A 21344-nucleotide genomic window follows, 5' to 3' on the forward strand; every position below is an offset into this window, starting at 1 on the left:
GGGACCCGCGTCCGCCTCTCACTGGGCGGCGGGCGCGTGCTGCGTCGCGAGGATGTCGATCACGAAGACGAGGGTCTTGCCGCCGAGGTCGTGCGCCTCGGGATCCTCGCCGTAGCCGAGTGCCGGCGGGATGACGACAAGCACCTGCGAGCCGACCTTCTGGCCGGCGAGCGCCTGCACGAAGCCGGGCACGTAGGTGTTGCCGGGGATGGCGATCGGCGCGCCCTTCGACCACGAGGAGTCGAAGCTCTCGCCGGTCTCCCAGTCGACGCCGTAGTAGTGCAGCAGCGTCGTGTCGCCGTCGGCGACCTCGATGCCGTCGCCCTGCTTGAGCACCGAGATCTTCAGCTCGTCGGGTGCGTCGCCGCCGGGGATGGCGATGTCGGGCTCACCGTTCTCGGCGAGCTTCACGCTGGGCATGCCTTCGCCGGCGTCCTGCTTCTCGCCCCACGCGGCCGGGGGCACGGTGTCGAGCACGTCGACGATGTAGATCTCGCTGGAGGCGCCGTTCTGGGCGGGGAAGGCCACCGCGAGACGCGAGCCGACGGTCGCGCAGCCGATGACCTGCGCGAGGGTGGGATTGCTGAGCACATCCTGCGGGAGCATCTCGGCGTCTTCGTAGCCGGCGTCACCGACTCGCTCGCCGCTGTTCGAGTCGAAGGCGCTGAGCGCGTAGGTGACGTACTCACCCTCGGCGATGCGGTCGCCATCGCCCTCTGAGATCACCGTGCGCTGCAGTTCAGGGACCTCCTGCTTCAGCTCGAACGAGGCCTGGGACGGCGTGCCGAACTCCCCCTCGACGGTAACGCTGTCGGAGACGGTGCCGGGCGCGGCCGCCTGCTCGCACACGTCGGCATTCGATGTCGGTGCATCCGTCGGCGCCGCCTCGGACTCGCCGGCGCAGCCGGCAAGCAGCAGCGCCGAGACGGCGACGGTGGACAGGAAGGCGATGGGGCGCAGGCGCACGATGAGACCTCGAAGCTGGGGATCGGAGATCTCCATCGTGTCGCATCAGGCTTTGTCAACCCTGAGTGCGATGCCACCACCCGTCACCCGCCCCGCGCAACCATTCCGGCGTCAGCATGTGTCGCTGGATAGGATCTTCTGATGACTTCTGAGCAAGCGGCGCCGTCCCCCGAAGAGTCGGAGCCCTCGGACGAGCAGGAGACGCATTCGCCTCGGCGGGCCGGGTTCAAGTACGCCGTCGGCCGCATGATCGCCCGCCCCCTGGCCCGCATGATCTATCGCCCCCGCATCGAGGGCAGTGAGAACGTGCCGCCCAGTGGGGCAGTGATCCTCGCGAGCAACCACCTGTCGTTCATCGACTCGATGGCGATCCCGGTGGCCGCCCCACGCCCCGTGCACTTCCTCGCCAAGTCGAGCTACTTCGAGGGCACGGGCTTCAAGGGCGCGCTCTCGCGGGAGTTCTTCACGTCGGTCGGCGCGATCCCGGTACGGCGCGGTGCCGGTCAGGCCGCACTCGACGCGCTCGACCAGCAGCGCCAGCTGCTGGAGGAGGGCCTGGCGGTGGCGCTGTACCCCGAAGGCACGCGCTCGACGGACGGTCGCCTGTACAAGGGGCGCACCGGTGTCGCGTTCCTGGCGCTGCAGACCGGCGCCCCGGTGGTGCCGGTGGGGCTGATCGGCACGGATCGCGTCATGCCGGTCGGAGCGAAGATGCCCTCGCTGAAGGAGCGCGTCACGGTGCGCTTCGGCAAGCCGCTCGATCTCTCCAGGCACGGCGCGGCGAACAGCGGCCGGGCGCGACGGCTCGCGACGGATGAGATCATGGCCGCGATCCACGCGCTCAGCGGCCAGGAACTGGCCGGCGTGTACAACGAGCCGCCGGCGGCCACACCGATCGAGAAGATCAAGCAGGCGCTCCCCCACGAGCGGCGGTGAGCCTCAGGCTGTGACGACGGCCTGGTGGTGCACCGGGAAGTTCACCGAATTGGCGATGAAGCACCATTCGTGCGCCTGATGGTGTGCCTTCTCCGCGGCCTCGATCATCGCGGCGTCGGCGACCGTCACCTCGGGGCGCAGCGTGACCTCGACGAACGCCCCGCCGCCCCGACCGTCCTCGCGCATCACGCCGGTGGCCACGTCGCGGTACTCGGTGACCACGACACCCGCGGTCACGCAGGCGTGCAGGTAGGACAGCAGGTGACATTCCGAAAGAGCCGCGATCAGCATGTCCTCGGGGTTCCACCGGCTGCTGTCGCCGCGGAAGGGCCGGTCGGCCGATGCCAGCAGCACGGGTTTGCCGTCCACCTCGATGGTCACGTCGCGCGCATAGTCGCGATAGCCCGAGGTACCGGTGCCCCTGTTGCCCGTCCAGGTGGTCGTGAGCTCGTAGTGGTGCTCTCCGAGAGGTGGCATGCCGCCAGTCTGCCACGCGCCGCCGCGTTAGGCTGGTCTGGTGCTGGAGACCCTGACTGTCCGTGATGCTGTCGAACTCGCCGTCGTGGAGCGCAGCGGCTTCGTGGAGTCCCGCCATGCCGGGGCCGCGGTGGTGCTGTCGCCGGAGGGCGAGGTGGTCGCCGCACACGGCGATGCCGGAGCGCTGATCCTCCCCCGCTCGAGCCTGAAGCCGCTGCAGGCTGTGGCCGCGGTGACGGCCGGCGCTGCGCTCGGCGGCGAGCAGCTCGCGCTGGGCACGGCGAGTCACAGCGGCACCGACCGTCACGTCGGCGTCGTGCGCGAGATGCTCGCCGACGGCTCGCTCACCGAGGACGACCTCGCCTGCCCTCCCGCGTGGCCGTCGGACGCCACGGCACGCCGCGACATGGTGCGGGACCATGCGGACGCCTCGCGCATCCGGATGAACTGCTCGGGCAAGCACGCGCTGATGCTGCGCGCATGCGTCGCCACGGGATGGCCCACCCAGGGTTACCTCGACCCGACCCACCCGCTGCAGGTGCACATCCGTGAGGTCGTCGAGCGCCTCGCCGGCGAGAAGGTCGCGCACACGTCGGTGGACGGCTGCGGTGCGCCCGTGCACGCGCTCACCCTGACCGGCCTGGCGCGAGCCATCCATCGCATCGGCACGGCCTCGGAGCGGTCGCCGTTCGCCCTGCACCGCGTGGCGGGAACGATGGTGCACGCCGTGCGCGAGAACCCGTGGACGATCGCCGGCCCCGGCGAGCCCGACACCATCGCGATCGAGACCCTCGGCGTCTTCGCCAAGGGCGGCGCCGAAGGCGTGATGGTGATGGTCGCTCCGAACGGCGCAACGGTCGCCCTGAAGATGCTCGACGGCAATGGTCGGGCGGCGACGCTGGTGGCTGCGCACCTGCTGGCCCGCGCCGGCGCGCTGACGGATGCTGACGTGTCGACCCTGGCGGCGGCGCTGCCGCTCGCGGTGCTCGGTGGTGGCGAGCCGGTCGGCACCGTGCGGCTGAGCCCGACGCTCTGAGTTCGAACCGCGCGACACCGGCGCCATCACATCAGCAGCACCCGTCGAGGTGGGCGTCCCGCCGTGACCGACCAGGCGCGGTCGGCGTGTGACAGCGCGAACGGCGGCAGCTCGCGCACGCCGACCAGCTGACGCAGCTCCGGCGCGTGCTCGGCGGCGATGATCATCTCACCGCTCATCCGCACGCTCTGCAGCAGCGCCCACTGGGCTCGCCACTCCTCGGGATCACCGACGACGATCACGGCTTCCCCCGCCGTGTCCGGCTCGATCGGCCCGGGGAGTTCGCCGAGCCGCGTGCGCTCGGCGGCTTGTCCCACGCCCAGCACGCGGCATCCAGGGTGCATGCCCTCCAGCGCGCGCCCCGCGTCCTCAGCGCGCCCCGTGACGACCCCGCTGAGTGCACGGTCCGGCCGCCATCGCGGCGGCAATGCGGCACCGTCTCGGGCGCGTGGAGCGGACGACGCGTCCGTGGCATCCGACGCCAGGCACAACTGCACCTCGCGCTCGCCGATCCGCGCCCGCCCGGCCGGGCGCGCCGCATCGAAGGTCACCGCATCGCCGCCCGCGGCGATGTGCTCGACCTTGCTCGACATGCGCAGCAGCGCCCGCTGCGGCAGGACGTCGATCAGACGCCCCGTGGGACCCGATACCCGCGACATCGTGATCACGACACCGCCGGGTGAACGGACGATGCGCTCCCACCGGCTCAGGAACAGCTGAGCGTAGTCGGGTGGGAAGGCCCCCGCGAGCAGATCGAGGTCGTCGCACAGCACGATGTCACGGTGCGGGTCACCGACCGAGCCGGCGAGGTCGGCCACGACATCCCACGCCCCCTCGGGGTCGGCGGGGACCACCACGGCCTCCCGATGCTGCGCGGTGATCAGGCGCAGTGCCGTGCTCTTCCCTGAACCGGGCCCGCCGATGATCGCCAGGCCGGTGCCGCTCGGCAGCGTGACCCAGGGCTGACGTTGGTGTTCGGGCTCATCCGCGAGGCCGAGCACGAGCGGACCGGGCGTGCTCGCGCCCTGCGCGTTCGCTTCGGGTTCGCCCGCGCCCGGCAGCGGGAGCGACACCGGCAGGGGCGGCAGCCACGGGCTGGTCGGGGCGGGGTGCCCGCGCCACCGCGCAGCGGTCGCGTGGAGGTCGTCCGGCGCGGTGAGCGCCACCCGCACCGCGTGAGCCTCGCCGTCCCGCGGTCGGCGCACGTACGCGAGACCGCGAGACTCCACTCCGCCCGGAAGCTCGGCGGCAGCATCCGATCCGATCACGAAGCGGCTGTCCGCGCGCTCGGCGACCCGCAGGCTCAGCCGCAGCGGGCAGTTCGCCGCGAGCGCGTCGCGGATGATTCCACTCGCCCGCTGCGTTCCCAGCACCAGATGCATGCCCAGGGCACGCCCCCGGGCCGCGACATCGGTGAACACTGCACCCAGATCGGGATGCTCCTGCAGCAGCGCCGCGAACTCGTCGACGACGATGACGAGCCGCGCGAGGTCGGGGCAGTCGCGGATGTCGCGCGCCCCGGCCCGTGCCAGCACGGCCTCCCGACGTCGCAGTTCCGCGGTCAGGCTCCCCACACCGCGTCGAGCGCCCTCGGCGTCGAGATCAGTGACCACGGCGACCACGTGCGGCAGTACCCGCAGCGGATCGAAGGCCGTACCGCCCTTGAAATCGACCAGGACGAACGCGACCCGCTCGGGAGAGTGCGCCGCGGCTATGCCCGCCACCCAGCTCGTCAAGAGCTCGCTCTTCCCCGTGCCGGTCATCCCGGTCACGATCGCGTGCGGTCCGTCCTCGACGAGGTCCATCGCGAGATCGCCGTGCTCCCCGCGGCCGAACACCGCATCGAGACCATCACCGCCCGAGACCCGCAGGTCACTGAGCGCGAGCCTGTCGGGGACGGCGTCCTCGGCATCCGCCTTCTCGGCGATTCCGGCGCCGATGGCGCGCGCCTGGCCCACCGACAGTACTTCGACCGACAGGTGCAGGCCACCCTGCGGTGTGCGCGCCCGCGCGCGGGCGGGCACACCGCAGTCCAGCACGGTCGTGATCCCGTCCGGCGGCTCCTCACCGGGCCGGCGGACACAGATCACCGCGTCAGCGCGGACCGCGTCGGCGCGAGCGTCGTCGCCGATCCGCAGACGGAAAGCCGTCCGCCGGCGACCGGCGTGTGGGAACCGCTCAAGCCCCCACGTCGCCACCCCGCCGCCGATCAACCCCAACTGGGCGGGACTGAAGCGCAGGCACAGCTGCGTGACCAGTGCACGGATCACCGCCGCGGCCACCGGCTCTGCGGCGCGCACGCACACCCCACCGCCGATCGGCACGCTGATCGGCGCGTCGTCCAGATTCTGCGCCCGCTCGTGGAACGCGCGCGAGCGCTCGTCGTCACCGCCGGTGGCGCGCACGCGGCTGCGCACGACGCCCCTGCCGATCACGATCGCGGTGTCACCATCGATGCCATCGTGCCCGCGCAGCGGCGGCTCCGCGAGGCAGCCCGCAACGTCCGGTTCCTGCCGCCATGCGGCCTCGTGCTCCTCCAGGTGCAATCGCACCAGTTCCGCCTCGGCGCGCTGCCACGCGGCATCCGTCTCGACACGCACCCGGCGTCGATCCCGACGCCGCGTGCGCAGTCCGTCGAGGAACGACGCCAGCAGCATCACCGGCCCGAGGGCTGCGAAGCACAGCGCGAAGACCGAGTCGGTGATCAGCCAGAGCACCACTCCCGCCAGCAGGGGCACGGTGGCCGCGAGCAGCGGGAGCGACGGCCTGCGGGACTCGCCCTGATCCGAGGGCAGAACGATCGTGGTCGCATCCATGCGCTCCATTCGAGCGCATGGCAGGCTCGAGAAACGGCCTGTCCACAGGCCGTGGGCGCTATTCCGCGTTCTCGTCTTCTGTGGAGGACGAGTCGTCATCCGGCGACGATAGCGCCACGCGCAGCACGATCATCGTGACGTTGTCGCGCCCGCCGTTCTCGAGAGCCGCATCGACCATCGCATCGACGGCGGCGCCGGGATCGGCATTCTCGCGGAGGAAGTGCAGGATGCCGTAGTCGGTGAGCTCCTTGGTGAGGCCGTCGGAGCAGATGATCAGGCGATCGCCATCCTGCAGACCGACCGTCACATAGTCGGGCGGCACCAGCTCGCTCGCGCCGACCGCGCGCGTGATGACATTGCTGTACGGGTGGCCGTCCGCCTCTTCCGGGCTGATCTTGCCTGAGGCGATCAGCTCCTGCACCACGGAGTGGTCTGTGGTGACCTGCAGCAGCTGGTTCTGGCGCTCGAGGTACACCCGTGAATCGCCGATGTTCAGCACGATCCACTGCCAGGCGCCGTCGTCGTCACGACCGAGGAACGCACCGGTGAGCGTCGTCCCGGTTCCCTCATCGGTGGCCTCGGGATGCGCGTGGATGTCTTCGACCGCCTGACGCAGTGCCTCTTCGATGGCATCCGTCGAGACCTCGCCGGCCTCGACGACCTCGGCCAGACGCGCCACCGTGCTCTGGCTGGCGATCTCTCCCCCGGCGTGTCCTCCCATGCCGTCGGCGACGACGAACAGCGGGAAGGCCGCCAGATACGCGTCCTGATTGTTCTCCCTGCGCCGACCGCGGTCGGTGATCCCCGCCCACGAGAGCTGCAGCTCGTCACTGACGCGATACGTCTGCGTTGTCGTCTCAGTCACGGGCGATCTCCGTCGGGCGGGCGGGCGGCACGGCGGCCGCGGGGAACTCATCCATCGTAACGGTGCGGGTGGTCACATCCGCGAAGCGGGATCCTCGACAAGCGGGAAGAACCCGTCGATGGCCTTCAGGTCGGCGGCGTCGGGCGTCCATGCGTCCGCGGCGGCCGCGTTCGCCTCCACCTGCGCGGGCGTGGTGGCGCCGGCGATCACGCTCGAGACGCCCGGCTGCGCGAGCAGCCACCCGAAGGTGGCCTGCAGCATGGTGATGCCGCGCTCATCGCAGAACCGCTGGTACGCCTCGAGGGCATCCCACGGCGCGTCGGCCCAGATGTGGGGGCGGGTTTCCATGATGCGACTGCCCTCAGGACCGCCCGCCCGAGTGAATTTTCCGGTCAGCAGACCGTTCTTCAGCGGGAAGTACGGGAAGAAGCCCAGCCCGAATCTGTTCACCGCGGGCAGCACCTCGCGCTCGGATGCGCGCGCCAGCAGCGAGTAGTGGTTCTGGGCCGAGATGAATCGGCCGGTCGAGCGCATGCGCGCAGTGAACTCGGCTTCAGCGATCTGCCAGCCGTCGAAGTTCGAGTGGCCGCAGTAGCGGATCTTGCCCTCGGCGACCAGTTCGTCGAGCGCGTCGATCGTCTCGGCGATCGGCGTCTGCGGATCGGGAAGATGCAATTGGTAGAGATCGATCCAGTCGGTGCGCAGGCGGCGCAGCGACTGCTCCACCGCCAGGCGCACGTAGCGGCGCGAGCCGCGGCCGGCCGGGAAATCGTAGCCCATGTCGCGCTCATGACCGAACTTCGTCGCCAGCACCACACGATCGCGACGCCCCTCGAGCGCCTCACCCATCAGCTCTTCGCTGCGGCCGGCTTCGGCCCCGTACATGTCTGCCGTGTCGAAGAAGGTCACCCCGTTCGCGAGAGCCGCATCGATCACGACCCGCGTGCCCTCGAGGGTCTCGGCAGCGGTGCCGGTCCGGCCGAAGTTGTTGCATCCGAGTCCGGTGGCCGAGACGACAAGACCGGATGCGCCGACGCGACGCTGCGAGATTGCCATGCCCCCACACTATCGGTGCGTCCACGCCGGAACGCGAGACGCCCCCGATGTCATCGGGGGCGTCTCATGCGTCAAGCCGGAGGCTGGTTGGGGCCCGCCGGATTGTCGGGGGCGTCCGGGCCTGCCGGCGGAGCGGCCGGGGGCGCCGGAGGAGCGGCCGGCGGTGCCGGCGGAGTCGCAGGCGGTGCCGGCGGCGCAGTCGGAGGAGCCGGCGGGGCGGCCGGCGGCGGCACCGGGGCTCCGGGAGCACCAGGAGCGGGCTGACCGGGGCCGGGCTGGGCCGGAGCACCGTAGCCAGGCTGACCGGGCTGACCGGGCTGCGCCGGAGCACCGTAACCGGGCTGGGCCGGCGGCTGGTATCCCTGCGGCGGCGCGTAGCCCTGCGAAGCTGCGCCGTAGCCGGGAGCCTGCGGGGCCACGCCCTGCGAGGGCTGCGGCGGAACGCCGTCCCAGACGGTGCGGTCGGCGAGGAAGGCGTTGCCTGCCCACGGGGCTGGAGCGATCGCCGGGTTCCAGCGCGACTTGTCGAAGGCGAGGATGCCCATCCACACGATCGACAGGAAGACGTAGAGGATGACCCAGGCGGCCTCCTTCTGCAGTTTGAGGCCCACACGCCAGGCGGCCATCGCCGATATCGCGAGCGTGGCAAGCGGCAGCAGCCAGCCGATGACGGGGATCCACGAGAGCACCAGGCTGGCACCGATCGCATAGAGCACCAGCCAGGGACTCATGTCGCCGAGCTTGAAGAGAATCATGGCGTTGTACACCGGCACCCAGGCCCGCCACTTGCCCTCGACGCCCGCCTTCTCGAAGATCTTCATCAGGAACAGCGAGAAGACCACGTACATGATGGGTCCGAGGATCAGCAGCATCACGCCGAGCACGGCGAAGAGCGCGACCATTCCCCCGTAGCCGTACGGATCGTAGTAATCCATGTGTTGCTCACATCCCTTGTTTGAAGGAAGCCGTAGCGCTCCCCGGCGACGTGCGTCGCACCCGTCATGCTACTGGTGCGCCGCCGCGACAGGCAACGACGCGTCCGGCGTTGCGGGCGAGCGCGTCTCGTCAGCCGGAGACGACGAGTTCCAGCTCCCCGGCAGCCGCAGACCGCTGCAGATGGATGCCCTGCTCCTGCGCCCACCGCAGCAGGCCGGGTTCGGTCCTCGCTCTGGGGCGCGTGACGGCCAGTGCACGCACGAGTTCGCCCTTGGCCTTCTTGTTGAAGTGATTGAGCGCGCGTCCGGACTCGGTGACGACGCGCACGTACGCCGAGGCGACGGATGCGGGAATCGGCCCCAGCGCCGCGTAGGCCTCGCTGCGAAGATCGAGCACGAACCCGGCATCCGACAGCGCCGTCGACGTCGCCGCCGCCCAGTGGCGTCGCAGCGGCGGGATGCCAGGAAGCGACGTCCCGGCCGCAAGGCGGTACGCGGGGATCGGATCCAGCGCGCCGACCGGGCCGAATGGCGCGGAGTGGATCAGCACGTGCTCGGAAAGCCAGCGCCGCGAGGTCACGTCCATGCCGCCGGCATCCAGCGCGTCGTAGAGCACGCCGGTGTACCTGTCGATCGCAGGCATCGTGGGCGCTGTGCGCAGCATCCGATTGTGTTCGATGTCGCCGAGCTGCCGGTCACTGAGCTTCAGCACCCGCTGTGCCTCGGCCAGGTCGTCCGAGAGCGCGATCAGAGCGTCGACGACGGCCACGCGCTGCGGCCGCAGCGCGGGCAGTGCGAGTGCATCCAGCTGCAGCGGTGCACCGACCCCACCTGTGTGCTTGGTCTCGGATGGCGGCAGCAGGATCTTCATGCTCTCTCCACGGTGTGGTCTCCCCACAGACGAAGGCGTCCGCCTCGGTCCCTGTACGGGGTCGAGGCGGACGTCTCAGTGATGACTTGGTGTCAGGCGATCAGTGCGGCGTTGCCGGCGACGATCGTCAGAGCGTCGCCCTCCATCGAGAGGAAGCCGTCCTGCGCGTTGGCGAGCACCTTGCTGCCGTCTGTCTGCGTGATCCGGACCTGGCCCTCGGCGAGGATGGCCAGCACCGGCTCGTGACCGGTCATGAAGCCGATCTCGCCCTCGACGGTCTTGGCGACGACGAGCGACGCCTCTCCCGTCCAGACCTCCGCGTCGGCGGAGACGAGGCTGACGTGCAGAGCCATGGTCAGCTGTTCTCCTTCTGGATCTTCGCCCACGCCTCTTCGACGTCGGAGATGCCGCCGACGTTGAAGAACGCCTGCTCGGCGACGTGGTCGAAGTCGCCCTTGGCGATCGCATCGAAGGACTCGATGGTCTCCTTCAGCGGGACGGTCGAACCCTCGACACCCGTGAACTTCTTGGCCATGTAGGTGTTCTGCGAGAGGAACTGCTGGATGCGGCGCGCACGCGACACGACGATCTTGTCCTCTTCGGAGAGCTCGTCGACACCGAGGATGGCGATGATCTCCTGCAGCTCCTTGTTCTTCTGGAGGATCTGCTTGACCGTGGTGGCTACCCGGTAGTGGTCGTCACCCAGGTAGCGGGGGTCCATGATCCGCGACGTCGAGGTCAGCGGGTCGATGGCCGGGTACAGACCCTTCGACGCGATCTCGCGGGAGAGCTCGGTGGTCGCGTCGAGGTGGGCGAACGTGGTCGCCGGTGCCGGGTCGGTGTAGTCGTCGGCCGGCACGTAGATCGCCTGCAGCGAGGTGATCGAGTGACCGCGGGTCGAGGTGATGCGCTCCTGCAGCACACCCATCTCGTCGGCGAGGTTCGGCTGGTAGCCCACGGCGGAGGGCATGCGGCCCAGCAGCGTCGACACCTCGGAACCGGCCTGCGTGAAGCGGAAGATGTTGTCGATGAAGAGCAGCACGTCCTGCTTCTGCACATCGCGGAAGTACTCCGCCATGGTCAGGGCCGACAGCGCGACGCGCAGACGCGTCCCCGGCGGCTCGTCCATCTGGCCGAAGACCAGCGCGGTCTTGTCGAAGACGCCGGCCTCTTCCATCTCGTGGATCAGGTCGTTGCCCTCACGGGTGCGCTCGCCGACACCGGCGAACACCGACACGCCGCCGTGGTCCTGCGCGACGCGCTGGATCATCTCCTGGATGAGGACGGTCTTGCCGACGCCGGCGCCGCCGAACAGACCGATCTTTCCGCCCAGCACGTACGGGGTGAGCAGGTCGATCGACTTGATGCCGGTCTCGAACATCTGGGTCTTGGACTCCAGCTGGTCGAAGTTCGGCGCCTTGCGGTGAATCGGCCAGCGCTCGGTGACCTCGAGGGTCTCGCCGGGCTCGCCGTTGAGGACTTCGCCGATCACGTTGAAGACCTTGCCCTTGGTGATGTCACCGACGGGCACCGAGATGGCCTCACCGGTGTCGCGCACCTCCTGCCCGCGGACGATGCCGTCGGTGGGCTTGAGGGCGATCGCGCGGACGAGATCGTCGCCGAGGTGCTGAGCGACCTCGAGCGTGATCTCGGTCGACTCCTCGCCGATCGTGATCGTGGTCTTCAGCGCGTTGTAGATGTCGGGGATCGAGTCGTGCGGGAACTCGATGTCCACAACCGGACCGTTGACGCGTGCGACGCGCCCGACGACCGCGGTCGCGGCCTGGTCAGCCGTTGCGGTGGGGGTCATTTCTTCGTCTCTTTCCTGAGGGTCTGTCAGCTGGATGCGAGAGCGTCGGCGCCACCGACGATCTCGGCGATCTGCTGGGTGATCTCGGCCTGGCGCGCGTTGTTGCGCAGGCGGGTGTAGTCGGTGATCAGCTTGTCGGCGTTGTCGCTGGCCGACTTCATCGCCTTCTGCGTCGCCGCCTGCTTCGCAGCGGACGACTGCAGCAGCGCGTTGAAGACGCGGCTCTGGATGTACACCGGCAGGATCGCGTCCAGCACGGTCTCGGCGTCCGGCTCGAACTCGTACAGCGGGTAGACGGTCTTGCCCGCTTCTGAGTCGTCGGACTCAGTGATCTCCAGCGGAAGCAGGCGCACGTTCTCGGGCGACTGCGTCATCATGCTGACGAAACGGTTGTACACGAGGGTGATCTCGTCGACACCGCCGGCTTCTCCCCCACGGGAGAAGGCGTCCAGAAGCGTCTGCGAGATCTCCTCGGCGGTGTGGAACGACGGGGTGTCCGTGTCACCGGTCCACTCGGCAGCCGACTCGATCCGACGGAACTGGAAGTACCCGACGGCCTTGCGGCCCACCAGGTAGAACACCGGCTCCTTGCCCTGCTCACGCAGCAGCTCCGCCACCTCGAGGCCCTCACGGAGGATCTGCGAGTTGAAGGCTCCTGCCAGGCCGCGGTCCGACGAGAAGATGACCACCGCGGAGCGGCGGATGTTCTCGGGCTCGCGGGTGAGCGGGTGATCGACGTTCGAGTGCGTCGCGACGGCGGACACGGCCCTCGTCACGGCTCGCGCGAAGGGGGTGGACGCCTTGACGCGTGCCATCGCCTTCTGGATGCGCGAAGCCGCGATGAGTTCCATCGCCTTCGTGATCTTCTTGGTCGTCTGAGCAGAAGAGATCTTCTGCTTGTAGACCCTGAGTTGAGCGCCCATGAATCAATACCTCACGCGATTACGCGCGACGACCCTTGACGATCTTCTCCTGGTTGACGTCCTCCGCACCCGCGGCGGCGTGCTCCTCGTGACCGGGGGCGCCGATGGCGTGACCCTTGCCACCCTGGAACTCCAGGATGAACGCATCCGTCTGCTTGTCGAGCTCCGCGACGGTGTCGTCGTCGAGCACGTTCGTCTCGCGCAGGGTGTCGAGGATGCCGGTGTTGCGACGCAGGTAGTCGAGCAGCTCGCGCTCGAAGCGCAGCACGTCCTCGACCTCGATCGAGTCGAGCTTGCCGTTGGTTCCGGCCCAGATCGAGACGACCTGCTCCTCGACCGGGTACGGCGAGTACTGCGGCTGCTTCAGCAGCTCGGTCAGACGCGCACCGCGTGCCAGCTGACGACGCGAGGCCGCGTCGAGGTCCGACGCGAACATCGCGAAGGCCTCGAGCGAGCGGTACTGCGCGAGCTCCAGCTTCAGCGTTCCGGAGACCTTCTTGATCGACTTGACCTGAGCGTCGCCGCCGACTCGCGAGACCGAGATGCCGACGTCGACAGCGGGACGCTGGTTGGCGTTGAACAGGTCGGACTGAAGGAAGATCTGACCGTCGGTGATCGAGATCACGTTGGTCGGGATGTACGCCGAGACGTCGTTCGCCTTGGTCTCGATGATGGGAAGACCCGTCATCGAGCCGGCGCCCAGCTCGTCGGACAGCTTCGCGCAGCGCTCGAGCAGACGCGAGTGCAGGTAGAAGACATCGCCGGGGTATGCCTCGCGGCCCGGCGGGCGGCGCAGCAGCAGCGACACGGCGCGGTACGCCTCGGCCTGCTTCGACAGGTCGTCGAAGATGATCAGCACGTGCTTGCCGCCGTACATCCAGTGCTGGCCGATGGCCGAGCCGGTGTAGGGCGCCAGGTACTTGAAGCCGGCGGGGTCCGACGCGGGGGCGGCCACGATCGTGGTGTACTCCAGCGCGCCTGCCTCTTCCAGGGCGCCCTTCACCGAGGCGATGGTCGAGCCCTTCTGGCCGATGGCGACGTAGATGCAGCGGACCTGCTTGTCGACGTCGCCCGACTCCCAGTTGGCCTTCTGATTGATGATCGTGTCGATCGCGATGGCCGTCTTGCCGGTCTGGCGGTCGCCGATGATCAGCTGACGCTGGCCGCGGCCGACGGGGATCATCGCGTCAATGGCCTTCATGCCGGTCTGCATCGGCTCGTGCACAGACTTGCGCTGCATGACGCCCGGAGCCTGCAGCTCGAGCTCGCGCACGCCCTCGGTCGCGATGGCGCCGAGGCCGTCGATCGGGTTGCCTAGCGGGTCGACGACACGACCCAGGTAGCCGTCGCCGACCGGAACCGAGAGGACTTCGCCCGTCCGGGTGACTTCCTGACCTGCTTCGATGCCGGTGAAGTCGCCGAGGACGACCACGCCGATCTCGTGCTCGTCGAGGTTCAGCGCGAGGCCCTTGGTGCCATCGGCGAAGGTGACGAGCTCGTTGGCCATGACGCCCGGCAGTCCTTCGACGTGCGCGATGCCATCGGCCGCGTCGATGACGGTGCCGACCTCGGTAGCCGCGGCCCCGGTGGGCTCGTAGGCGTCGGCGAAGTTCTTCAGCGCGTCACGGATGACGTCGGGGCTGATCGATAGTTCTGCCATTGTCTTCCCTTTATGTGTCTGGGTGTGCGCGGTTCCCCGCGGCGAGTTGTTCAGCTCGCGAGCTTCTGGCGAAGGTCGGCGAGTCGGGCGGAGATGCTGCCGTCGATGACGTCATCGGCGATCTGCACGCGCAGGCCTCCGACGACGGTCGGGTCGATCACCTGGTTGATGGAGATCTCCCCGCCGTAGCGGTGCGCGAGCGCCTCGCGGAGACGGGTCTCCTGCGGTGCGCTGATCGGGGTGGCGGTGTGCACCGTCGCAACGGTGCGGCCGTCCTGCGCCGACACGATGCGAATCGCACGGCTCAGCAGCTGGCGCACGCGACGCTCGCGCGGCTGGCGCACGAGCGACGACGCGATCAGTGCCGTGGCGGGGGCAGCGGCCCCTCCGAGCAGTCGCTCGACGAGCGCTCCCTTGGCGGGAGCGTCGCCCAGCCGGCTGCCGAGAGCGAGCTCGAGCTCGGGGTTGGCCGCGACGACGCGGGAGAAGCCGAACAGCTCCCCGGCGATGTCGGCGTCGGCTGAGGCGATCGCAGCGGCGCGTATCGCGAGCTCCTCGACACCGTCGACGAGATCGGATGCCGATGACCAGCGCTCTGCGGCCACGGCCGTCAGCAGCGCGCGCACCGGAGCCGAGGCCCCGGCGAACACGCGCTCGACGAGCGCGGTGCGCGCTTCGGCCGGAGCCGAAGGATCGGCCAGCGCGCCGCTCAGCTGAGCCGAGTCGCCGATGGCGCGAGCGGCTGCGAACAGCTCGGCCGCACTGTCAAGCGTCAGGCCCGACGCTGCGGCAAGCGCGTCCGTCGATGCCGCGAGTGCCTGAGTGGTCGCGCTGCCCATTACTTCGCCTTCTCGAGGTCGGCCAGGAAGCGGTCCACGACAGCCGTCGCACGGGCGTCGTCGGAGAGGGTCTCCCCCACGACGTTGCCTGCGAGGTCGATCGCGAGCGTGCCGACCTCGCTGCGCAGCGAGACGAACGCCGCCTGGCGCTCGGCCTCGATCTGCGTGTGCGCGGCAGCCGTGATGCGGCCTGCTTCGGCGCTCGCGGCGTCCTTGGCCTCGGCGACGATCTTCTTGCCGTCCTCACGGGCGGCCTCTCGGATCTCACCGGCCTCGGTGCGTGCCTCGGCGAGCTGGCGGGTGTACTCCTCCAGCGCCTCCTCAGCCTGCTTCTGGGCCTCATCCGCCTTGGCGATGTTTCCCTCGATCGCGGCCGAGCGCTCGTCGAGCATCGCGGTCAGGCGGGGAAGGGCGACCTTCCAGACCACGATGAGGATGATGATGAACCACAGACCCGACCAGATGATGTCGTACCAGGCCGGGATGAGCGGGTTAGGCGCTGCCTCCGCGGCGAGGTTCGTGACAAGAGCGTTCGGCATCCTGTCTCCTTCAGAACTCGGTGCGGATTACGGGAAGGGGATGAATCCGACGGCGATGCCGACGAACGCAAGCGCCTCGGTGAAGGCGATACCGATCCACATGAGGACCTGCAGGCGGCCGGCGAGCTCGGGCTGGCGGGCGACGCCCTCGATCGTCTTTCCGACGACGATGCCCACACCGATGGCCGGGCCGATCGCTGCGAGGCCGTAGCCGACAGCTGCGAGGTTACCGTTGATTTCAGCGAGAACCGTAGTTGCATCCACGGGGGTGTTTCCTTTCGGTTTTGGTCAGCTGGTGGGCTGACCCGTTCAGTGCTCTTCTGCGACCGCGAGCTGGATGTAGATCGCGGTGAGGACGGTGAAGACGTAGGCCTGCAGGACGACGACCAGGATCTCGAAGATCGTGAACGCGCCGCCGAAGGCGAGGGTTCCGACACCGAGGAGGGCCCAGCCGCCACCCGCGGTGAAGAAGAAGAACTGGGTTGCGGCGAAGCACAGCACCAGGATCATGTGGCCGACGACCAGGTTCATCATCAGTCGCAGCGTGAGCGTGATCGGCCGGATGATGAACGTCGAGATGAACTCGAGCGGGGTCACGATGATGTAGACGGGCCACGGCACACCGGCCGGGAAGAGCGAGTTCTTCCAGAAGCCGAGCGGGCTCTTCTTCATACCGGCGTAGATGAACGTGACGTAGCTGATGATCGCGAGCGTCAGCGGGACGGCGATGATCGCGGTTCCCGGCATGTTCAGGAACGGGATGATGCCCGTGATGTTCATGAACAGGATCATGAAGAACATGGTCGTGAGGATCGGCAGGAAGCGGTCGCCGTCCTTGCGTCCGAGCAGGTCGTGGGCGATGCCGCCGCGGACGAATCCGAGCCCCATCTCGACCAGGCTCTGGAAGCGTCCGGGCACGACCGTCATGCGGCGGGTGCCGAGCCACAGGATCAGAACGACGGCGATGACCGACAGGAACTGGATCAGGTGGATGCGGTTCACATCGATGATCCCGAAGACCTGGAAGAGAGTCTCAGGGAAGAAATCATCCATCGACGGGCCGTAGAATTCACCGTCACCGGCGATCGGACGAAGGTTCATGGTCGCAGCGAGATTCAACAGCGCGGGCTCCAGCTTCGGGTCACCGGTCAGAACCGGGGCGACGAGGGACGGTGTGCATCACGGCGCAAGCGCTCGCAGTACGAGCGGCGGGCACCCGTAGAACACTACCAGACTCATCTTCCCTCCGACGCCGCGGGCGGGGTGCTTTCCCCCTGATCGGGGGTCTCGTCCTCGGGATTGGTCGTGGGCAGGGAGATGTCGCTGACGTTGGGCAGTCGCATGCGTGTGAGCACGATCACGTCGACGACCAGCGACATGGCGACTCCGGCGACGATCGACAGGAAGAACACCAGCGGCTCCACCCAGGGTTGGCCGCTGAGCACCATCATCACCACGAGGAAGATGCCCAGCTTGAGCAGCCATCCGCCGAGCACGATCGCGAAGAACAGCTGCACGTAGATCGGGTCGCCGAACCAGCGGTTGGCGAACAGGATGCTGCCGGCGGTGATGCCCAGGAACAGCACGGCCAGCAGTACGCCGAGCAGGCCGCTCCACAGGCCGTTCACCCCCGCGACGGCGAAGCCGATGCCGCCGGCGACGACGGCGAGCACGAGGGCTGAGATGCCCGACCACACCAGTGTGCGGCGGAGGATGGGATTGCTGGAGACGGGGCTCGGGGTCATCGGGGCTCCAAGGAGTCGTGGTCTGCGGTCGAGTGCGTGGCCGCCGCATCGGGTGCACGATGGCGCCCCGGCGGCAGAAGAGTGACGACGAGGCAGGCGGCGATGCCCAGCACGCCGAAGCCGATGCCCACCAGATACCCGCCAGGCCAGTCCTGGCGCGTGGCGATGTACATCAGCAGCACCGACAGCGAGATGACCGCCGTCCACGCGTAGAAGATGAGCACCGCGTCGCGGTCGCGGTGTCCGAGATCCAGCATCCGGTGGTGCAGGTGCTTGCGATCGGGGGCGAACGGGGACTTACCCGCCCGCATGCGCCGGAAGACCGCCAGGCCGAAGTCGAGCAGCGGCAGCATCACGATGACCAGGGGAAGCACGATCGGGATGAACGCACCCAGCAGCTGAGAGCGGCCGAACTGCTCGGGGTCGAAGGCGTTCACGTCGCCCTGCCCGGTGAGGGCGATCGCAGAGGTCGCCATCAGCAGTCCCAGCACGAGTGCGCCGGAATCGCCCATGAACAGCTTGGCCGGGCTCCAGTTCAGCGGCAGGAAGCCGAGACAGGCGCCGATCAGGACGGCGGCGAGGAAGGTCGCGAGGTTGAAGTAGGTCGTGGCGCCGGAATCTCGGGTGAGGATGTACGCGTACACGAAGAAGATGCCGTTGGCGATCAGACAGACCCCGGCGACCAGTCCGTCGAGCCCGTCGATGAAGTTCACGGCGTTCATCACGACCACGATGGCGAACATCGTGATCGAGATGCTCACCCAGCTCGATACGAGGATCATGTCGCCCACCGGCAGCGACAGGATCTGCAGTCCCCCGCCGACGGTGATGATGCCGGCGGCCAGGAACTGCGCACCGAGCTTGATCATCCAGTCCAGATCCAGCAGATCGTCGATGACCCCGATCACGGCGATCAGCAGCGCCGCGCCGAGGATCGACCACAGCGTCTGCGGCGGCACCCACATCCGTTCGAAGAACGGGTTGGCCGCCGAGATCAGGATCGCCGAGGCGATGGCGATGAACATCGCCACTCCGCCGAGCCGCGGCGTCGGGGTCTTGTGCACGTCCCGTTCACGGATGCCGGGGTAGAGCTTGAACTTCAGGCTCAGCCGCCAGACCGCCCATGACAGCACGAATGTGATCGCCGCCGTCAGGATGATCGTGAACAGATACTGCTTCACTCTTCGTCGACCGGACCTTCGCCGGCGGCGGCATCGGCCGGGACGACGTCACCGGGCTGCTCGGCCTTCTCGAGCAGATCGCCGAGCACCTCCTCGAGCTGCTCGCGGGTGACGGCTCCGTCGCGGAGGATGCGCACGAGCGGCCGGTCGTCCTCGGTCGCACCGACCAGCGAGGTGGCGTCGACGATCGTCGAGGGCACGCCGTTCTCGCTGTATCCGTACTCGAGGTAGACGGCGACGCTCTCTCCGAGCATCGCTTCGGCGTCGGACGCGATCACGGCGGCGTCACGGCCGGTGAGGTTCGCGCTGGAGACGGCCAGCGGTCCGGTCTCGGCCAGAAGCTCCAGGGCGATCCGGTGGTCGGGCATCCGCACGGCCACCGTGCCGAGCGTCTCGCCGAGATCCCAGGTCAGTGAGGGCTGAGCGGGCAGCACGATGGTGAGTCCGCCCGGCCAGAAGGCGTCCACGAGCTTCTGCACGGCCTCGGGGACCTCCTCGACCAGCGCCGCGAGCACGTCCGGCCCCGCCACCAGGACGGGTGGCGGCATCTCCCGGCCGCGGCCCTTCGCATCGAGCAGTCGCTGCACGGCGGCGGGCGTGAAGGCATCGGCGGCGAGACCGTAGACGGTGTCGGTGGGGAGCACCACCAGCTCTCCGCGGGCGATCGCCTGACGGGCGTGGCGCATGCCGGCGAGGATCTGGGAGTCGTCGCGGCAATCGAAGACAGTTGACATGGCGTGCCTATTCTACGGTGGTCGACCCGGTGACTCCGGTGAGTGCTCAGCCGCGCAGCGCGGTGGTGGCGCGGTCGCGTCGGGTGAGGTCCTGATGGGTCGCCGCGGCGCGCCAGCCGTCGGCGGAGAGGATGCCGCGGATCGCGTCACCCTGCAGCTCGCCGTGCTCGAGCACCAGCAGTCCGCCCGGGTGCAGCAGCTGCGCCGCGCGGCGGCTGATCACCCGCACCACATCGAGGCCGTCGGCTCCTCCGTACAGCGCCTGGGCTGGGTCGTGCAGACGCACCTCCGGGTCCCGCGGCACCGCGTCATCGGGGACGTACGGTGGATTGGAGATGACGACGTCGACGCCACCGCTCAGCTCATCGAACGCCGTGGCCAGATCACCGTGCACCAGGGTGAGGTTCGCCGTTCCCGCCGTATTGCGCGCCGCCCAGGCGTGCGCTTCGGCGGATCGCTCGACGGCGAAGACCCTGGCATGCGGAACCTCGGTCGCCATGGCCAGCGCGATCGCCCCGCTGCCGGTGCCGAGGTCGATCGCGACCGGTGCGGGGACCGCGCTCTCGAGCAGCGCGTCGATGGCGAACTGGACCACGGTCTCGGTCTCCGGCCTCGGTACGAACACGCCCGGCCCCACCGCAAGCTCGAGCTGCCGGAACGCGGCGACGCCGGTCAGATGCTGCAGCGGCGTGCGCGCCGCGCGCCGCTCGACCAGGCCGGCCAGCCGCGCGGCATCCGCCTCCGACAGCGCGTCCCCGCGCAGCGCGGCCGCCTGCACTCCCCCACGGCTCAGTCCGAGCACGTGCCCCAGCAGCAGCTCGGCATCGACCAGTGGGTCCGGTACGCCCGCTTCGGCCAGCTGCTGGGCGACGGCGCGCAGACGCGCGGAGATGTTCTCGGGCATCCCCTCAGCGTATTCGTTACGCGATCTCGGTCACATTCGGCCGTCCGACGCGTCCTCCACGTAGGCTGATGACGCTCCTGCCGACGACGAAAGGCCCGACATGACCGGCATCCACAACGACATCACCGCCACCTTCGGCAACACCCCGCTGGTGCGGCTGAACCGCCTCACCGAGGGTCTGGGCGCGACCGTGCTGGTCAAGCTCGAATCGTTCAACCCGGCATCGAGCGTCAAGGACCGCATCGGCATCGCGATCGTCGACGCCGCCGAGGCGTCCGGTGAGCTCAAGCCCGGCGGCACGATCGTCGAGGCGACCAGCGGCAACACCGGCATCGCGCTGGCGATGGTCGGCGCTGCACGCGGCTACAAGGTGGTGCTGACGATGCCCGCCTCGATGTCGAAGGAGCGGCGCGTGCTGCTCAAGGCGTTCGGCGCCGAGCTGGTGCTCAGTGACCCCACCAAGGGCATGAGCGGGGCCATCGAGGCGCTCCGGGAGATCATCGCGAACACGCCAGGCGCCGTTTGGGCGCGTCAATTCGAGAACGCGGCGAACCCGCAGATCCACCGCGACACCACCGCGCAGGAGATCCTGCGCGACACCGACGGAGCGGTCGACGTCTTCATCGCCGGCGTCGGAACGGGCGGCACGGTCACGGGTGCCGGTCAGGCGCTCAAGGCCGCCAAGCCCGACGTGCACGTCATCGCGGTCGAGCCCAAGGACTCCCCCCTGCTCTCCGAGGGTCGCGTCGGTCCGGCCAAGATCCAGGGCATCGGCCCGAACTTCGTTCCCGACGTGCTCGACCGCGACGTCATCGACGAGGTGCTGACGGCCGAGTTCGAGGAGTCTCTCGAGACCGCACGCGCCCTCGCCGCCAAGGAGGGCCTGCTCGTCGGCATCTCCAGCGGCGCGGCCGTCGCGCAGGCGCTGAAGGTGGCCGCGCGCCCCGAGAACGCCGGCAAGACCATCGTCGTCATCGCCCCCGACACCGGTGAGCGCTACATCTCGACGGCGCTCTTCGAGGACCTGCGCGAGGACTGACGACTCTGTGAG

General features: G+C 68.9%; 22 protein-coding genes. 3 read left to right on the forward strand and 19 right to left on the reverse strand.

All coding sequences use genetic code 11. The annotated features are described in order from the left end of the window. Positions 1–18 precede the first annotated feature (18 nt). A complete protein-coding gene (locus WDU99_RS10870) occupies positions 19–1002 on the reverse strand; it encodes an FKBP-type peptidyl-prolyl cis-trans isomerase (protein WP_337332483.1) in 984 nt (327 codons plus the stop codon). A 105-nt stretch (positions 1003–1107) separates the two neighbouring features. Between WDU99_RS10870 and WDU99_RS10875 the strand changes: the two genes are divergently transcribed. After that, on the forward strand, positions 1108–1902 hold the full coding sequence (locus WDU99_RS10875; RefSeq protein ID WP_337332484.1) for a lysophospholipid acyltransferase family protein: 795 nt from the start codon (positions 1108–1110) through the stop codon (positions 1900–1902). 3 nt (positions 1903–1905) lie between these two features. Here the strand turns inward: WDU99_RS10875 and WDU99_RS10880 are convergent, their stop codons facing one another. After that, a complete protein-coding gene (locus tag WDU99_RS10880) occupies positions 1906–2379 on the reverse strand; it encodes an OsmC family protein (RefSeq protein ID WP_337332485.1) in 474 nt (157 codons plus the stop codon). 40 nt (positions 2380–2419) lie between these two features. On the opposite strand from WDU99_RS10880, the gene WDU99_RS10885 reads away from it, so the two are divergent. Next, positions 2420–3415 (forward strand): asparaginase, encoded by a 996-nt coding sequence (locus tag WDU99_RS10885; protein WP_337332486.1) that lies wholly within the window; start codon positions 2420–2422, stop codon positions 3413–3415. A gap of 26 nt (positions 3416–3441) precedes the next feature. Here the strand turns inward: WDU99_RS10885 and WDU99_RS10890 are convergent, their stop codons facing one another. The 17 genes from WDU99_RS10890 to prmC all read right to left on the reverse strand — a co-directional run bounded on the left by WDU99_RS10890 (position 3442) and on the right by prmC (position 20293). Further along, positions 3442–6231, reverse strand: coding sequence for an FtsK/SpoIIIE domain-containing protein (locus WDU99_RS10890; RefSeq protein ID WP_337332487.1), 2790 nt, complete (start codon positions 6229–6231; stop codon positions 3442–3444). Between the two features lie 58 nt (positions 6232–6289). Then, positions 6290–7096, reverse strand: coding sequence for a PP2C family protein-serine/threonine phosphatase (locus WDU99_RS10895; protein ID WP_337332488.1), 807 nt, complete (start codon positions 7094–7096; stop codon positions 6290–6292). A 72-nt stretch (positions 7097–7168) separates the two neighbouring features. Then, positions 7169–8152, reverse strand: a complete 984-nt coding sequence (locus WDU99_RS10900) for an aldo/keto reductase (protein WP_337332489.1) — start codon at positions 8150–8152, stop codon at positions 7169–7171. Between the two features lie 71 nt (positions 8153–8223). Continuing rightward, on the reverse strand, positions 8224–9087 hold the full coding sequence (locus WDU99_RS10905) for a DUF5684 domain-containing protein (protein WP_337332490.1): 864 nt from the start codon (positions 9085–9087) through the stop codon (positions 8224–8226). A 130-nt stretch (positions 9088–9217) separates the two neighbouring features. Beyond that, positions 9218–9958, reverse strand: a complete 741-nt coding sequence (locus WDU99_RS10910) for a YaaA family protein (RefSeq protein WP_337332491.1) — start codon at positions 9956–9958, stop codon at positions 9218–9220. A 92-nt stretch (positions 9959–10050) separates the two neighbouring features. After that, positions 10051–10311 carry a F0F1 ATP synthase subunit epsilon gene (locus WDU99_RS10915; protein WP_337332492.1) on the reverse strand — a complete coding sequence of 87 codons (261 nt, stop codon included), beginning with the start codon at positions 10309–10311 and terminating at the stop codon, positions 10051–10053. Between the two features lie 2 nt (positions 10312–10313). After that, complete coding sequence (gene atpD / locus WDU99_RS10920; RefSeq protein WP_337332493.1) at positions 10314–11768, reverse strand: F0F1 ATP synthase subunit beta; 1455 nt, start codon at positions 11766–11768, stop codon at positions 10314–10316. 26 nt (positions 11769–11794) lie between these two features. Next, a complete protein-coding gene (locus WDU99_RS10925; protein WP_337332494.1) occupies positions 11795–12691 on the reverse strand; it encodes a F0F1 ATP synthase subunit gamma in 897 nt (298 codons plus the stop codon). Positions 12692–12710: 19 nt separating this feature from the next. Next, positions 12711–14351: a F0F1 ATP synthase subunit alpha gene (atpA, locus tag WDU99_RS10930; RefSeq protein WP_337332495.1), complete on the reverse strand. Its 1641-nt coding sequence runs from the start codon at positions 14349–14351 to the stop codon at positions 12711–12713. Between the two features lie 50 nt (positions 14352–14401). Continuing rightward, positions 14402–15190 carry a F0F1 ATP synthase subunit delta gene (locus WDU99_RS10935; RefSeq protein ID WP_337332496.1) on the reverse strand — a complete coding sequence of 263 codons (789 nt, stop codon included), beginning with the start codon at positions 15188–15190 and terminating at the stop codon, positions 14402–14404. Continuing rightward, the gene (locus tag WDU99_RS10940) at positions 15190–15729 is read right to left on the reverse strand and encodes a F0F1 ATP synthase subunit B (protein ID WP_337332497.1); all 540 of its coding nucleotides are present in this window, start codon (positions 15727–15729) and stop codon (positions 15190–15192) included. The genes WDU99_RS10935 and WDU99_RS10940 overlap by 1 nt, the downstream gene beginning before the upstream one ends. Positions 15730–15756: 27 nt before the next feature. Continuing rightward, complete coding sequence (gene atpE / locus WDU99_RS10945) at positions 15757–15993, reverse strand: ATP synthase F0 subunit C (protein WP_337332498.1); 237 nt, start codon at positions 15991–15993, stop codon at positions 15757–15759. A 45-nt stretch (positions 15994–16038) separates the two neighbouring features. Next, positions 16039–16830 (reverse strand): F0F1 ATP synthase subunit A, encoded by a 792-nt coding sequence (atpB, locus tag WDU99_RS10950; protein WP_337332499.1) that lies wholly within the window; start codon positions 16828–16830, stop codon positions 16039–16041. 134 nt (positions 16831–16964) lie between these two features. Next, positions 16965–17474: a Cg1360 family ATP-synthase-associated protein gene (locus WDU99_RS10955; RefSeq protein WP_337332500.1), complete on the reverse strand. Its 510-nt coding sequence runs from the start codon at positions 17472–17474 to the stop codon at positions 16965–16967. Next, positions 17471–18655 (reverse strand): MraY family glycosyltransferase, encoded by a 1185-nt coding sequence (locus tag WDU99_RS10960; RefSeq protein WP_337332501.1) that lies wholly within the window; start codon positions 18653–18655, stop codon positions 17471–17473. Before WDU99_RS10960 ends, WDU99_RS10955 begins: the two co-directional genes overlap by 4 nt. Next, a complete protein-coding gene (locus tag WDU99_RS10965) occupies positions 18652–19389 on the reverse strand; it encodes an L-threonylcarbamoyladenylate synthase (protein ID WP_337332502.1) in 738 nt (245 codons plus the stop codon). Before WDU99_RS10965 ends, WDU99_RS10960 begins: the two co-directional genes overlap by 4 nt. A 46-nt stretch (positions 19390–19435) precedes the next feature. Then, the gene (gene prmC, locus WDU99_RS10970; RefSeq protein WP_337332504.1) at positions 19436–20293 is read right to left on the reverse strand and encodes a peptide chain release factor N(5)-glutamine methyltransferase; all 858 of its coding nucleotides are present in this window, start codon (positions 20291–20293) and stop codon (positions 19436–19438) included. A gap of 100 nt (positions 20294–20393) precedes the next feature. Between prmC and cysK the strand changes: the two genes are divergently transcribed. Then, entirely contained in the window at positions 20394–21332 is a 939-nt protein-coding gene (cysK, locus tag WDU99_RS10975; protein ID WP_337332505.1) for a cysteine synthase A, read from the forward strand. Positions 21333–21344 lie beyond the last annotated feature (12 nt).

Source organism: Microbacterium bandirmense, assembly GCF_037204185.1.
GTDB classification, from domain to species: domain Bacteria; phylum Actinomycetota; class Actinomycetes; order Actinomycetales; family Microbacteriaceae; genus Microbacterium; species Microbacterium bandirmense.